Origin of the sequence: Brevundimonas sp., assembly GCF_035561115.1 — a bacterium.
GTDB lineage: Bacteria > Pseudomonadota > Alphaproteobacteria > Caulobacterales > Caulobacteraceae > Brevundimonas.
In genome coordinates, this window is sequence record NZ_DATMYH010000052.1 from 1 (window position 1) to 14,395 (window position 14,395).

Here is a 14,395-nt window from a genome sequence, read left to right on the forward strand (position 1 = left end):
GGCCTCCGCCTCGCGCATGCCCGCGGGCTCGGGCGAGCCGAACATGTCGTCGGTGTCGGGATCACGCTCCGCGACCTCGGCGTCGGGCGCGTCATCCTCCCACGGAGGGCCTTCGGGACTGGGGTCGACGTCGCTCATCCCCGTTCCTTAGCGCGGACCGGCGCGGACGCTAAGGGCGTCGTTCGACGACATGGGGAAAACCCGCTCGCGCCCAGGCAGCGAGGGACCGCGTCGCGAGCGTTGGCGCAACAAGGAAAGGAGGTGGAGACCGCGACCCGAAGGGGAATTCGTTGTGGCTGCTGCCTTCCGGCCCTGACCAGGTTGGCGAAGCCTTCGCCCGCGATCTCCGAGGTCGATATGACGATTCCCGCTCGCGGATGCAAGCCGGGGCTTGCTAGATGTCCGCATGGCCCTCCCCGCCCTGAATACATTCGCCGGCAATCCGCTCGACCGCGCCGGCGACCTGCGCAACGACCCCGACTGGCTGGCCGAACAGGCCGTCAACCCCGAGGCCATGGCCATGGTGCTGTGGGAGGGGCGGCCCCTGATCGAGGCGGCGGGCGAGCCGCGGCTGGCGTGGCTGGCCCTGACCCACGCCCGCGCCGTGGCGCCGGAGCGCGAACTGTTCCTCGGCCTTTGGAAGGGCGCGCCCTGTTTCGCGGTGGAGATCGAGGGTTCGGCCGATCCGGCCGCCGGGCCGCTGGCGGGGCTGGGGGCGTTTCACGAGATGCGCGAGGCGGCGGCCCTGCTGCCGGGTCCGGACGCGGCCATGGCGGGGACGGCCAAATCGCTGTTCGACTGGCGGCGGCGGCACGGCTTCTGCGCCGCCTGCGGGGTCGAGAGCGAAAATGCGTGCGGCGGCTGGAAGCGGATCTGCCCGGCCTGCGGGACGGAGCATTTTCCCCGCGTCGATCCGGTGACCATCATGCTGCCGGTCTACAGGGGCGGGCCGGAACCGATCTGCCTGCTGGGCCGACAGGCCGCCTGGCCCGAAGGCCGGATGTCGGCGCTGGCGGGATTTCTGGAGCCGGGCGAGACCATCGAGGCCGCCTGCGCCCGCGAGATCGCGGAAGAGGCCGGGCTGACGGTGACGGCCGTGCGCTACCACTCCAGCCAGCCATGGCCCTTCCCGTCACAGCTGATGATCGGCCTGATCGCCGAGGTCGACAGCATGGACGCCCGGCCCGACCAGACCGAACTGGAGGCCGTGGCCTGGCTGACGCGCGACGAGGCGGCGGCGGTGCTGGCGGGGACGCACCCGTCGATCAAGGCGCCGGCCCGGATCGCCATCGCCCGCACGCTGTTGCAGGCGTGGGTGGACGGGTTCGAGGCCTAGCCGGCCGCGATCGCCCGCGCGGCGGCCAGATCGTCGGGATTGTCGACCGACAGGGGCGCCTCGGCGATCACGGCGGCCCAGATCTGCAAACCCAGCTCCAGCGCCCGGAGCTGCTCGAGCTTTTCGCGCCGCTCCAGCGGCGAGGGCGGCGCGGCGCAGAACCGTTCCAGCGCGGCGCGGCGATAGCCGTACAGGCCGATGTGACGCCACACCGGGCCGTCGCCGAACAGGGTCGAGCGGGTGAAATAGAGGGCCCGGCCGTGATGATCGCCCTCGGCCAGGGCGACCACGGCCTTGACCACATCGGGATTGGTCCGGTCCGAGGCGTCGGCCTCGGACGCGATCAGGGTGGCGATGTCGCACGCCGGCTCGCCGTGCAGCAGGGCGGCGCAGGCCGTGGCCAGGCCGGGATCGGCGAAGGGCATGTCGCCCTGCAGATTGATCACGGCGTCGTGGACGCCGTCCGGATCGATGGCGTCGAGGGCGGCGCGGATGCGGTCCGAGCCCGAGGGCAGGTCAGGATCGGTCAGGACGGCGACGCCGCCGTCCGCCTCGATGGCTGCGACGATCTCGGGGTCGCCCGCCGCGACGGCGACCGGAAGACCCGAAAGCGCCGCCTGGCGGTACGCCCGCACGATCATGGGCAGGCCGCCGATGTCGGCCAGCGGCTTGCCCGGCAGGCGGGTCGCGGCCATGCGCGCGGGGATCAGGATCAGCGGGTTCACGTTCGGGTCCCAGGGCAGGCGGCGGCCTGCGACGCTCCGACGGCCTTCCGCCGGTTGCGAAGGCCGCGCTAGCGTGTAAGAGACGCCCACGCAAGAATTCGCCCTGCCGGTCATACGGTCGGGCCTCAGAAACGGGATGAGACGACGCGCATGAGCGGCGATCTGAAGTGGAACAAGATTCTGGGCGCCGGTCTGGCGACCGCCTTCGTCGTTATCACCCTGCAGCAGGTGACCGGCGCGATCTATCACACCGAAGCCCCTGAAAAGATGGGCTATTTCGTCGACGCGCCGGAAGAGGCCGCCGCCGGCGCCGCCGAGGCTGTCCTGCCGCCCGACTGGGGCACCGTGCTTCCGGCCGCCGATCTGGCCGCCGGCGAGGCCGCCTTCGCGCGCTGCCAGGCCTGCCACAACGCCACCGCGGGCGGGCCCAACGGAATCGGCCCGAATCTGTTCGGCGTCGTCGGCCGCGCCGTGGCCAGCCACGCGGGCTTCGCCTATTCGGACGCCATGCAGGCCCACAAGGGCGCCGCGCCGACCTGGACCCTGGACGAACTCGACCAGTTCATCACCGCGCCGGGCCGCCACGTCCCGGGCACCAAGATGTCATTCGCCGGCATCCGCGACACCAACACCCGCGTCAATCTGATCGCCTGGCTGCGCAGCCAGGGCTCGGGCGGCTTCCCCATCCCCGCGCCCGATCCGGCGCGTCAGCCCGGCGCCGCCCCCGCCGCCCCGGTCGAAGGCGCGGCGCCGGCCGCCGGCGCCGAATCGGCCGGCGCCGAGAGCGGCGGCCAGACCGGCGCCGCGCCCGACACGGGAGCCGCGGCCCAGCCGACCACGGCGGCCACGCCCGCCGCGCCTCCGGCCTCGACCAGCCCGGCGCCGCCCAACAACTGAGCCCGGCGGATTTGACAGAAATGAAAGGGCGGTCCCCGGGGCCGCCCTTTTTTCGTTCCGCTAGAGGCGGCGGAAGACCGGGTCAGACCCTTCGACGCGATGGCGGGCGTCGGCCTCTGCGAAGGGCTCGACGGTCACCCCGCCCAGACGGCCGACGGCGTGCAGCACGCGATCGCCGTCCAGCACGAAGCCGGCGTGGCCGTTCCACGGTCCTTCTTCAGGATCGAGCCAGATGACCAGATCGCCGCGCCGCGCCTGGCCGGGCGCCACCGCCCGCCCGAGTTCGGCCAGCAGATCGGCATAGCGCGGCCCGGGAAGGCCGCAGGCGTAGAGCGCCTGCTGGACCAGGCCGCAGCAGTCCGTGCCCAGCGACGAGCGGCCGCCCAGTCTGTAGGGCGTTCCGATCAGACGTTCGGCCACGTCGACGGGAGAAGCGGCGAATTGCCCCACCGGCGTCAGTCCGGTCGCGTCCGCCGGATCGATGACGAGGGCGTTCAGCGGCAGGGCGGCGTCAAGACCCGCGACCTGGTGGGTGGGACGGGGCGCGCCCTGGGAAAGCGAGGCCGCATCGATCCAGCCCACCACGCCGTCGCGACGCGCCCGGCCCCACAGACGGTCGCCGCGGCTATCGAGGACGTCGAAGGCTTCGCCGAAAATCAGCTGGTCGACGGGGTGTTCGCCCGCGACGGCGTCGGCGTGGATGTCGGCGACGGGGACCGCGCAGTGCATGGGTCGGACGGGGCGGAAGGCCGAGGCGCGGACGACGCCTTCCAGCGCCTGCTCGGCCAGATCGGGCCGGGCGAGCGTGGTGCGGGGGTCGAGAATGGCGGCGGCTGCAGTCAAGCGTGGGCTCGTCCGGTTGAGCCGTCGTCGTAACGCAAGAAGCCGAAAGGGCCGTTAACGAACGGAGGCTTTATCGTGGCCGAACCGGCGCGTGAGCATCTCGAAACAGGCTCGCAAGGCCTGGGCCTCGCCGCCTTCGGGCCAGCCCGGGCGCGCACGGGGGTTCCAGGCGAAGATGTCCATATGGGCCCAGGAGCCGGTGACCGGAGCGAACCTCTGCAGGAACAGGGCGGCGGTCACCGAGCCGGCCTGGGCCCAGGCGGCGGAGTCGTTGCGCAGGTCGGCGATCTCGGTTTCCAGGGCGGCGCGATAGCCGGGCCACAGCGGCATCCGCCACAGGGGGTCGCTGACGGCGCGGGCCGCGTCCAGCAGATCGGCGGCCAGGGCCTCGTCATCGGTATAGAGCGGCGGCAGCTCCGGCCCGAGGGCGATGCGGGCCGCGCCGGTCAGAGTGGCGAAGTCGAGGGTGAGGTCCGGCGAATGCTCGCCCGCCCGGGTCAGGATGTCGGCCAGAATCAGCCGGCCCTCGGCGTCGGTGTTGCCGATCTCGATGGTCAGGCCCCTGCGGCTGTTCAGGATGTCGCCGGGGCGGAAGGCGTCGGCGGAGATGGCGTTCTCCACCGCGGCGACCAGCACGACCAGCCGCACGGACAGGTTCGCCTGCATGACCAGCCGGCCGAGGGCGAGGGCGTGGGCCGAGCCGCCCATGTCCTTCTTCATGTTGCGCATCCCGGCGGCGCCCTTGATGTCCAGACCGCCCGAATCGAACACCACCCCCTTGCCGACCAGGGCGACCAGCGGCAGGTCGGCGCGGTCGAGGTTCCAGCCGATCTCGATGACGCGGGGCGCGCGATGCGGGGCGGCGGCGCGGCCGACGGCGTGGACGGCCGGATAGTTCTCCTCCAGCAGGGCGTCGCCTGTGATGACGGCGATAGAGGCGCCCGCCTCCTCGGCGATCTCCCGGGCGATGGTCTCGATCTGCAGCGGCCCCATGTCGGCGGCGGGGGTGTCGACCATCTCGCGGGCGAGGGCGCAGGCCGAGGCGATGCGCATGGTCCCCGCCAGATCGAGGCCCTCCGGTGCGACCAGCCTGACCTGGTCGCGCTCGGGACGGGCCTTGTAGCGGTCGAATACATAGGCCCCCAGCAGAAAGGCGAGCGCGGCCCTGCGGGCGTCCTCCGGCCTGGCCTCCAGACGGTAGAGGCCGGGCGGCAGCCGGGCCGGCAGGGCCCGGGCGGTCATCGGATCGAAGGTCTCTCCGGCCCCCACCAGCACGGCGTCGATCCCGCCCCGGCCGTCCGGCGCGACCAACATCTGGCCGGGTTTGCCCCTGAAGCCGTTGGCGGCGGCCCAGCCTTGCAGGGCGTCGTCAATCCCCTCCGCGGGGCCGACGAACCGCACCGGGATCGCGCCCAGGGGGTCGGTGGTCAGCAGGTCGGGATGCAGGACGGACATGGACAACGGCCTTTCCGGCCGGCGGCGGCCGATCTTAACCAAGGATTGACGCGAAGGCCCGACTCTGGCCCCCGAACCTTCCGGAGCGCCTCCATGTCGCGCACGACCGCCTCTATCGCAATCCTCCTCGCGCTGTCGGCCACAGCGGCCCAGGCCGCGGTCCTGCCCGACCCGGCCGCAGCGCCGGCCCAGGCGGCCCCCGTCGCGCGCCGGCCCGCCACCGCCGAGGTGCGCGCCGCCTATGACCGGGCCGATGCGCTCAGCCGGTCGATGTTCTGGGCGGATCAGGCCGACATCGACCCGCGGGACCCCATCGCGGGCGTGAAGGCCGCGCAGGCCATGCGGGAACTGGGTCAGTTCGACCAGGCCGCCGAAACGGCGCAGGGCGTCCTGCTGGTCCAGCCCGAGAACGTCGAGGCGATGCTGGAAGTCGGCAAGGCCCATATCGCCCGCGGCCAGGCCTTCTACGGGATCGCCGCCCTCGAACAGGCCCGCAATGCGCGCCCCGGCGACTGGCAGGCCTGGTCCCTGCTGGGGACCGCCTATGAGCAGGTCCGCCGGCCCGACGACGCCCGCGCCGCCTGGGCCCAGGCGCTGGCCATTTCTCCCGACAATCCCAACGTCCTGACCAATATGGCCATATCCGCCATGATCCAGGGCGACGCCGTCACGGCCGAGCCCCTGCTGCGCCGCGCCGCGGCCCAGCCCGGCGCTTCGCTGAAGGTGCGGCTGAACTTCGCCATGGCTCTGGGCCTGACGGGCAAGATGGGCGAGGCGGAGCAGATTCTGCGCCGCGACCTGCCGCCCGAGGCCGCCGACGCCAATCTGCAGTGGCTGAGGAACCGCACCGGGGGCGACGGCGTCGATCAGGGTCGGACCTGGGGCTCGCTCCAGGGCGGCTGATCGCCTATATTCGGAGCTATGATCGACGAGCTCTACAGCGCGCGCATTCTGAGGCTGGCGGCCAATCTGCCGCACAGCGGCCGGCTGGCCGCGGCCGAAGGCACCGGCGAACGGGTGGCGAAGCTGTGCGGTTCGAAGGCGATCGTGGATGTGACTCTGGACCAGGCCGGACGCGTTCGGGACTTCGCCCAGGACGTGAAGGCCTGCGCTCTCGGCCAGGCGGCGGCGGGCGTGCTCGGCGAGACGGTGATCGGCGCCTCGCTCGATGAACTCGTTGCGGCCCGCGACGCCATGTCGGCCATGCTCAAGGCCGGCGGGCAGGGTCCGACGGGACGTTTCGAGGGGCTGCGCGCCCTGAAACAGGTCGCCGACTATCCCGCCCGCCACGCCTCGACCATGGTCGTCGTCGAGGCGACGCTGGACGCGGTGCGCCAGGCGATCGCCCGCAAGACGCCCGACACCCGAACTAGCCTCGCCGGTGCGGCCTGAAGGCCCGTTGCTCCTGCGCCTTTTGCAGGGGATAAGCGCGGCGACATGGCTTCCGGCGAAACTCTCTATGAACGCGGCGTGCGGCTGGCCCATCGCGGCTACAAGCTGACGCTGTCGCCCCTGATCGGGCAGCAATGCCGGTTCCTGCCGACCTGTTCGGACTACGGCCGGGACGCGCTGATCCAGCATGGACCGATCAAGGGGGGATGGCTGACGGTCAGACGCCTCTGCAAATGCCACCCCTTCGGCCAATCGGGCTACGACCCGGTTCCGCCTGTAAAGACAGACCGATGATCGATCTCAAATTCCCCGACGGCGCCTCGCGCCAGTATCCCGACGACGCCACGGGCCGTGACGTCGCCGCCTCCATCTCGCCGTCGCTGGCCAAGCGCGCGGCCCTGGTCGCCCTGAACGGCGAGCAGCGCGATCTGGATCGCCCGCTGGGCGGCTCCGGCGACTTCAAACTGATCATGCGCGACGATCCCGAGGCGCTGGAGACCATCCGCCACGACGCCGCCCACGTGCTGGCCCAGGCGGTGCAGGAGCTGTTCCCGGGGACGCAGGTCACCATCGGCCCGGCGATCGAGGACGGATTCTACTACGACTTCTTCCGCGAGGAGCCGTTCTCGACGGACGACTTCGCCGCCATCGAGAAGAAGATGGCCGAGATCGTCGACCGCGACGAAAAGCTGGTCCGTCAGGTCTGGGACCGCGACGAGGCGATCAAGCTGTTCGAGGGCAAGGGCGAGAGCTTCAAGGCTGAACTGATCCGCGATCTTCCGGGTACGGAGACGATCACGACCTACGCCACGGGCGACTGGGTCGACCTGTGCCGGGGGCCGCATTTCCCGTCGACGAAGTTCGTGGGCAAGGCCTTCAAGCTGACCAAGCTGGCCGGCGCCTACTGGCGCGGCGATCATCGCAATCCGCAGCTGCAGCGCATCTACGCCACGGCCTGGGCCTCGAAGGAGGACCTGGACGCCTATCTGCTGCGCGTCGAGGAGGCCGAGAAGCGCGACCACCGGCGCATCGGCAAGGCCATGGGCCTGTTCCACATGCAGGAGGAAGGCCGGGGCATGGTCTTCTGGCACCCCAAGGGCTGGGAGCTGTGGCGCGTGCTGGAAGCCTATATGCGCCGTCGGCTGGACGCCGCCGGCTATGTCGAGGTCAAGACGCCCCAGGTGCTGGACCGGACCTTCTGGGAGAAGTCGGGCCACTGGGAGAAATACCGGCCCAATATGTTCGTCTGCGAGACGGTCGAGGGCGAGGAGCTGTCGCTCAAGCCGATGAACTGCCCCGGCCATGTGCAGATCTTCGACCAGGGCCAGCGCTCCTACCGCGAACTGCCGCTGCGCATGGCCGAGTTCGGGGCCTGCCACCGCTATGAGCCGTCGGGCGCCCTGCACGGCCTGATGCGGGTGCGCGGCTTCACCCAGGACGACGCCCACATCTTCTGCCGCGAGGACCAGATCGTCGAGGAGACGTCCCGGTTCATCGACCTGGCGCGGTCGGTCCACGCCGACCTCGGCATGGAGACGGCCTATATCAGCCTGGGCACCCGGCCCGAGGTTCGGGCCGGGACGGACGAATTCTGGGACAGGGCCGAAGCCCAGATGCTGGAGGCCGCCCGCGCCGCCGGAACGGAGCCGGTCGTCACCGAGGGCGACGGCGCCTTCTATGCGCCCAAGCTGGATTTCGTGGTCAAGGACGCCATCGGCCGGGAGTGGACCTGCGGCACCATCCAGCTGGACTATGTCCTGCCGGAACGTCTGAACGCGGAATATATCGGCGAGGACGGGCAGAAGCACCGGCCGGTCATGCTGCACCGGGCCATCCTCGGGTCGTTCGAGCGGTTCATCGGCATCATGATCGAGAACTACGCCGGGGCCTTCCCCCTGTGGCTGGCGCCGACCCAGGCCGTGGTGGCGACCATCGTGTCCGAGGCCGACGACTACGCCCGCGAGGTCCAGGCCCGGTTCAAGGCCGCCGGCCTGCGGACCGAGCTGGACCTGCGTAACGAGAAGGTCGGCTACAAGGTGCGCGAACACTCGGTCGGCAAGGTCCCGGTCATCGCCGTGGTCGGCAAGAACGAGGCCGAACAGGGCACGGTCGCCATCCGCCGCCTGGGCTCGCAGGCGCAGGAGGTGGTGTCGCTGGACGAGGCGATCCGAATCCTGACGGAAGAGGCCACCCCGCCGGATCTGCGGTCGGCCTGATCAGCTTCGGCAAACAAAAAGCCCGCCATCGCGATCGCGGCGGCGGGCTTTTCATTGGGCGATGTCCGAACGGTTACAGCAGCCGCTTGCGCATGGCCTGGGACAGCATGTCGATCAGGGTCACGGCGACCACGATGACGATCGCGATGGTCGAGACCGTGCGGTATTCGAAGGCCTGCAGGTTCTCGAACAGGGTCTGGCCGATGCCGCCCGCGCCGATCAGCCCCAGCACGGTGGCCGCGCGGCTGTTGGATTCGAAGCGATAGAGGGCGAAACTGGTCCAGAGGGGCGCGACCTGGGGCAGGACGCCCCAGGTGATCTCGTGCAATCGCCCGGCGCCGGTGGCCTTGACCCCTTCGATGGGCCCCTTGTCGATCGACTCGACGGCCTCGGAGAACAATTTGGCCAGCACGCCTGCGGTGTTGAGCGCGATGGCCAGGACCCCGGCCAACGGGCCCAGGCCCACGGCGACGATGAACAGGGTGGCCACCACGAGGTCGGGGACGGAACGCAGCAGGTCCATGACGCGCCGGATCGGCCAGACCAGCCAGGCCGGCGACAGGTTGCGCGACGCCATCAGGCTGAGCGGGACCGCCAGGAAGACGGCCAGGAAGGTGCCCCAGAGCGCGATCTGGACGGTCAGCCACATCTGCGCGACCAGCAGACGCCATTGGCTGAAGTCCGGGTTGAGGAAGTCCTTGCCATAGCTCCGCATCTTCTCGGGGCTCGAGAACAGATTGCCGATATTGGGCAGGTCCACGGTGTTGAACGCGGCGATCAGGATGATCGCGAAGCCGCCCCAGAGCAGCAGGTCCAGCGACCAGGCTGCCAGGGACTTCTTCGGGGCCTCCGGCACCACCGCCGGATCGCCCGCCGACGGCGTCCGCTTCGGCAGCAGGTTGATGACGATCGCCAGCACGGCCAGCAGGCCGATCAGGACGAACGGGCTCCAGCGGGCGAACTGGCGCCCGGCGCTGGCGGGCGGCGCGACCTCGGGCGGGCGGCCTTCGCGGCGCGCCTGGTCGGCCTTCATCTCCCGGATCGGGTCAAGATAGCTGTTGTCGGCCGCGCGGAACTGGGAATAATTCAGCCCTTCCATCACCCGGCGCTGACGTTCGACGTCGGGGCCGACGCCCTGGCCGTAGGTGGTGAAGAAGCGCCGGATCTTCGCCTTCACGTCCGCCGGCAGGTCCGAACGGATGACGATGCCGGATTCCGGGATCGGCGGCGATTCCCAGATGACCTCGATCTGGTTGGCGACGTCCGGGTTCTGGCGGCGAAGGAAGACGGTGTTGACCGAATTGGAGGTTGCGACGTCCACCAGTCCGTTCGCCACCGCGAACGAGTTGGCCTGGTGACTGGCCGATCGGACCGTGGCGAAACAGGCCGTCGGATTGATCTCACGCGGGCCGAAGAAATAGGTCAGGGGCGCCAGGGTGCCCGAGGTCGACTGGGCGTCCCCGATGCCGAAATCATAGCGTTTTCCACACCGGGCGACGTCCTCGAGCGTGATGCCCGAACCCTTCTTCACGATCAGGGTGGAGACGTAGGAATCCTTGCCCTCGACATCGACCGTGCGGGCGATGACCTCGCCCTTCGACCGGTCGATGGCCTGCACCGCCGGCAGGGCCGAGAACCAGCCGATCTGGGCTTGGTCGGCGCCCATCGCCTCCACCAGGACGCTGTAGTTCGAGCCGAAGATCGGCTCGACCGGAATGCCGAGCTCGCGCTCGAGATCGTCGAGCAGCGGCTGCCACAGGGGCCCCGACGAGGCCTGCCCCTCGGCCGACAGGACCGTGAAGACGATCTTTTCCGGGCGTCGCGTCTGGGCGGCGGCGTCTCCGGCTCCGGCCAGTCCCAGGAGGACCACGGTCAGCGCCAGGGCGGTCGCGAACAGGTTTCGGATGCTTCTCATGCCTTGACGTCCTGGATCGAGCCTTCGGGCTGGAGCCCGGACAGGTCGATCATGCGTTCCGGATCAGCGCCGCGCAGGGCGCCCCGTGGGGAAGGGTTTGCGCATGCCCGCTTCATGGCCGCACCTCGCGCCGGGCCCGCAACCGCTGTAGTTCACGCTCGGCCGCGGCGATGGCGGCCCTGTCGTTCCGGCCCCGCGCCTCGACCAGGGCCTGATCGGCCATCATCTCCCGCACCGGGTCGAGATAGTCGTCATCGGCGGCGCTGAAGCGCGAATAGCTCAGTCCCGCCAGCACTCGCCGCTGACGTTCCGCCTCCACCCCGTCGCCCTGCCCGTAGGTCAGGAAGAAGCTGCGGATTTTCTCCTTCACGGCCGGGTCGAGATCGCTGCGAAGAACGATGCCGCCCTCCGGAATCGGAGGCGACTGCCAGATCTGCTCGATCTGGCCGGCGAGGGTCGGGTTCTGGCGACGGAAGGCGGCGCTGGTGACGCTGTTCGAGGCCGCGACGTCGAGCACGCCCGAGGCGACGTTGAAGGCGTTCCGCTCGTGGTTGTCGGACCGGATCGTGGCGAAGCAGGCGGCGGGCTGGATGCCGCGCGGATTGAACAGGAAGGTCGCCGGGGCAAGGGTGCCTGACGTGGACTGCGCGTCGCCCATGCCGAAGCTGTAGCGTTTTCCGCAGGCCAGGACGTCATTCAGGGTGATGCCCGATCCTCGCCGTACGATCAGGGTCGAGCGATAGCTGTCGGCGCCCTCAAGATTGACGGTGCGCGCGATCAGCTCGGCGTCGGCGTTGTCGATCGCATCGACCGCCGGCTGGCCGGAGAACCAGGCGACCTGGGTGTCGCCGCGCTTCATGTCCTCGACCAGCGTCGCATAGGTCGAGGCGAAATGCGGCCGGACCGGCGCGTCGATGGCCTCGGCCAGGTCGTCGAGCAGGGGCTGCCACAACGGCGCGGCGGACGCCTGGCCCTGGGCGGAGAGGATCGAAAAGGTGATCCGGGCCGGCGCGTCGGCGGGGCCGGCGTCATCCCGCTTGCCGCAGCCGGACAAGGTCAGGGCGGCGACGGCGAGGGCGCCGGCGCCGAGGAGCCGAGCAGAGCTCGAAAGGCTCATGCCTTGGTTTCCCAGAAGGCGTCCTCGAATTCCGGGCCGTAGATGTCGATCAGCTGCCTGGTGTCCAGCCCCGTGGACGGGCCGTCATAGACGATCTGGCCGGCCTTGAGCGCGATGACGCGGTCGCAATAGCGGATGGCGTAGTCGACCTGGTGCAGGGTGACGATGACGCCGAAGCCGTCACGCTTGTTCAGCTCGACCAGCAGTTCCATCACCTTGCGCGCCGAGACGGGATCCAGCGAGGCGACCGGTTCGTCGGCGAGAATGGCCCTGGCCCCCTGGACCATGGCGCGGGCGATCGCCCCGCGCTGTTGCTGGCCGCCCGACAGGGTGTTGGCGCGCTGGGCGGCGTAGTCGGAGACGCCGACCCGGTGCAGCGCCTCCATGGCCTTGCGCTTGTCCGCCGCCGGCCAGAGGCCGAGCAGGCCCTTCCAGCCGGGGATGCGGCCGAGGGCGCCCAGCATCACGTTGGAGAACAGCGACAGGCGGCCGACCAGATTGAACTGCTGGAAGATCATGCCCAGCTTCTGGCGCGCTGCGCGGGTGGCGCCCGTGGTGCGGCCGTTCTTCTGGACGACCTCGCCGAAGACCGAGATGGTTCCCTTGCCGGGATCGATGGTCTGGAGACCCGTGATCGAGCGCAGCAGCGTCGACTTCCCGGATCCGGACGGGCCGATCAGGGCCACCATTTCTCCGGCCCCGACCTCGACGGACACGCCGTTCAGGGCCTTTCGGGCGCCGAAAGTCTTGGACACGTCCTTCACGGACGCGACGGCGGCAGTGGCTGAGGTCATGGACACGCTGAGAGCGGTTGCAAGGGCGCGCCGCATGGCCCGATCAGGCCCGCGAGGCAAGTCTTAATGGCACGTCCGCGAGGATTTCGTCCAGCAGAACGGCTGGCTGGCGGGTTGATCGTACAGAGCTCGGGCTGACCTGGCGCGTCGTCGCGGGATGCGGTCGCTAACCCGCGTTTCCGGGCGGAGCCGTCACGGCGGGGGGAGCAACGGCCGGCGGCTCGGACGGCACGACCGTTGGCTGGGCGGCGGGCGCCGCGGGGACCGTCGGGACGGACGGCGGGGGGTCGTTCTTCAACACGTTTCGGATGGGCAAGCCCAGCCGGGGAAAGAGGACCGCGCTGGCGCACGTCTCGACCGCCATCAAGGCGGCGCCGCCCTTGTCCGAGACCAGATCGCTATGCCCGACGGCCCAGACCGTCGCGGCGGAATCGAAGCGATTGAAGCCCAGAGATTCCGCCTTGCCTGCCACGACGTTGCAGAGGGTCCGCGCCGCCGATTTGCGATCCTCGTTCCCGCTCGTTGCGTCCGTGACCCGTGAGAGAGCGTCAAGCGCCCGGGCGACGGCTTCATCGGCCCGAATGGCCTGGACAAGCGTCTGCTGGCCGTCGAGGCGGAAATTGAGCACGGTGTAGGGGGCCAGGCTCTCGAAGGCGGTTTTGGCCTGGAGTTCGACGACGGACGCCGCGCAGCTGGCTGGCGAGCACAGAGGCGTAGTGCTGAAGATGGATACGATTGCGGGTTCGACCGAGACCGTCCAGTCCCCGATACGATCCAGCACTCTGTCGTCCGCTACGCTGTGTTCATGAGGCAGGCTGGCGGTGACGGTGACCAGCTTCGCCCCCCAGTCCTCGGGCCCGAACTCGGTCGCCGTCTTTTCCGTGAGGGTTTGGGCGAACAGCGTCGAGATCGACTGATCGACGAAGTCCGACGCGGCCGTCATCCGCCCTTCCGTCAGAGAGGTGACAAGCGTCGACGAAGGCGCAAGGAGTGCGGCAGCCCGCGCCAGCACGTTGATAAATGTCCCACTCACATCGCCCTGGATTGAGCTGGATGCGTTGAGATTGGCCTCGATCGTCGCTGTAGTGGTTGCGTCGACCCTGAAATACGGGGTCAGCATGCGTCGGCCGTGAATCTCCGTGACCCAGCTTTCTCCGCGGGAGCGGTTGCTTTCATGTGTGGCGGCGGCAAGGGTGGTGGTTGCGCTGACGTTGGGTTGGGACAACGAAACGCGGATGGAAACCACCCGCGACAGCGAACGCCCGATCAGCCAGCGTTGAAGCATGCCGCGGTCTTCATCTCGGTATCGCCTCGGCTGAACGGCTGCGTTGGCCGCGCCGGTGGCTTCCTGACTCTGGTAGAGGTCGCTCTGGACGTGAAACCGGGTGTAACCCCCAATGAACCGCGCGCGGGTGGCGCCCTGCTCCTTTTCGTGTCGAACCATGTCCAGCAGCGGGAGGAGATCGATCCGCCCACGCGAACTTGCATCCTCCGATTGCGGCCGCAGATAGCCCTCGGGAGGGGCGCTGACCTTTGGACGCGTCTGCGTGGCGCATCCTGCTGCACAGATGCTCGCGGCAATAGCGGCTATGATCGCCTTGTTCATCATCTCGACCCCCGCCGTTCAACGAACATCGATACTCTATTTCAGGTTGGATGCAAGCGGGGGTGAAGCTCACAGGTGAACCGACGACGGGTCTTCGCC

General features: G+C 69.6%; 13 protein-coding genes, 1 other RNA gene and 1 pseudogene. 6 read left to right on the top strand and 9 right to left on the bottom strand.

Annotation, left to right across the window (positions count from 1 at the left end; genetic code table 11):
• Window positions 1-257: 257 nt before the first annotated feature.
• Window positions 258-351: signal recognition particle sRNA small type (gene ffs / locus VN378_RS06625), an RNA gene on the bottom strand.
• A gap of 55 nt (window positions 352-406) precedes the next feature.
• Here ffs and nudC point away from each other — a divergent pair.
• Entirely contained in the window at window positions 407-1,336 is a 930-nt protein-coding gene (gene nudC, locus VN378_RS06630; RefSeq protein ID WP_325742145.1) for an NAD(+) diphosphatase, read from the top strand.
• Here nudC and VN378_RS06635 read toward each other — a convergent pair.
• On the bottom strand, window positions 1,333-2,061 hold the full coding sequence (locus VN378_RS06635; protein WP_325742147.1) for a 3-deoxy-manno-octulosonate cytidylyltransferase: 729 nt from the start codon (window positions 2,059-2,061) through the stop codon (window positions 1,333-1,335). The genes nudC and VN378_RS06635 overlap by 4 nt on opposite strands.
• Before the next feature lie 150 nt (window positions 2,062-2,211).
• Between VN378_RS06635 and VN378_RS06640 the strand changes: the two genes are divergently transcribed.
• Window positions 2,212-2,958, top strand: coding sequence for a cytochrome c family protein (locus VN378_RS06640; protein WP_325742149.1), 747 nt, complete (start codon window positions 2,212-2,214; stop codon window positions 2,956-2,958).
• 60 nt (window positions 2,959-3,018) lie between these two features.
• Here VN378_RS06640 and VN378_RS06645 read toward each other — a convergent pair whose 3' ends face one another.
• Together VN378_RS06645 and VN378_RS06650 are read right to left on the bottom strand one after the other, a co-directional pair.
• The gene (locus VN378_RS06645) at window positions 3,019-3,801 is read right to left on the bottom strand and encodes an NlpC/P60 family protein (RefSeq protein WP_325742151.1); all 783 of its coding nucleotides are present in this window, start codon (window positions 3,799-3,801) and stop codon (window positions 3,019-3,021) included.
• Window positions 3,802-3,855: 54 nt separating this feature from the next.
• Window positions 3,856-5,256 (bottom strand): leucyl aminopeptidase family protein, encoded by a 1,401-nt coding sequence (locus VN378_RS06650; RefSeq protein WP_325742196.1) that lies wholly within the window; start codon window positions 5,254-5,256, stop codon window positions 3,856-3,858.
• Between the two features lie 93 nt (window positions 5,257-5,349).
• Here VN378_RS06650 and VN378_RS06655 point away from each other — a divergent pair, with 93 nt between their 5' ends.
• From VN378_RS06655 to thrS, 4 genes are read left to right on the top strand one after another with little or no spacing between them, the layout of a single operon-like run.
• A complete protein-coding gene (locus tag VN378_RS06655; RefSeq protein WP_325742153.1) occupies window positions 5,350-6,159 on the top strand; it encodes a tetratricopeptide repeat protein in 810 nt (269 codons plus the stop codon).
• 18 nt (window positions 6,160-6,177) lie between these two features.
• Entirely contained in the window at window positions 6,178-6,648 is a 471-nt protein-coding gene (locus VN378_RS06660) for an iron-sulfur cluster assembly scaffold protein (RefSeq protein WP_325742155.1), read from the top strand.
• A 45-nt stretch (window positions 6,649-6,693) separates the two neighbouring features.
• Window positions 6,694-6,942, top strand: coding sequence for a membrane protein insertion efficiency factor YidD (gene yidD / locus VN378_RS06665; RefSeq protein ID WP_305760789.1), 249 nt, complete (start codon window positions 6,694-6,696; stop codon window positions 6,940-6,942).
• A complete protein-coding gene (thrS, locus tag VN378_RS06670) occupies window positions 6,939-8,864 on the top strand; it encodes a threonine--tRNA ligase (protein ID WP_325742159.1) in 1,926 nt (641 codons plus the stop codon). Before yidD ends, thrS begins: the two co-directional genes overlap by 4 nt.
• A 73-nt stretch (window positions 8,865-8,937) precedes the next feature.
• Here the strand turns inward: thrS and phnE are convergent, their stop codons facing one another.
• From phnE to VN378_RS06695, 5 genes and pseudogenes are all read right to left on the bottom strand, one after another.
• On the bottom strand, window positions 8,938-9,723 hold the full coding sequence (gene phnE / locus VN378_RS06675; RefSeq protein ID WP_325742197.1) for a phosphonate ABC transporter, permease protein PhnE: 786 nt from the start codon (window positions 9,721-9,723) through the stop codon (window positions 8,938-8,940).
• A 255-nt stretch (window positions 9,724-9,978) separates the two neighbouring features.
• Window positions 9,979-10,779: pseudogene (phnD, locus tag VN378_RS06680) on the bottom strand (phosphate/phosphite/phosphonate ABC transporter substrate-binding protein); the annotation flags it as partial.
• A gap of 112 nt (window positions 10,780-10,891) precedes the next feature.
• Window positions 10,892-11,896, bottom strand: coding sequence for a phosphate/phosphite/phosphonate ABC transporter substrate-binding protein (gene phnD, locus VN378_RS06685; protein WP_325742161.1), 1,005 nt, complete (start codon window positions 11,894-11,896; stop codon window positions 10,892-10,894).
• A complete protein-coding gene (gene phnC / locus VN378_RS06690) occupies window positions 11,893-12,690 on the bottom strand; it encodes a phosphonate ABC transporter ATP-binding protein (RefSeq protein WP_325742163.1) in 798 nt (265 codons plus the stop codon). Before phnC ends, phnD (VN378_RS06685) begins: the two co-directional genes overlap by 4 nt.
• 166 nt (window positions 12,691-12,856) lie before the next feature.
• The gene (locus tag VN378_RS06695) at window positions 12,857-14,296 is read right to left on the bottom strand and encodes a hypothetical protein (RefSeq protein WP_325742165.1); all 1,440 of its coding nucleotides are present in this window, start codon (window positions 14,294-14,296) and stop codon (window positions 12,857-12,859) included.
• Between the last annotated feature and the right edge of the window lie 99 nt (window positions 14,297-14,395).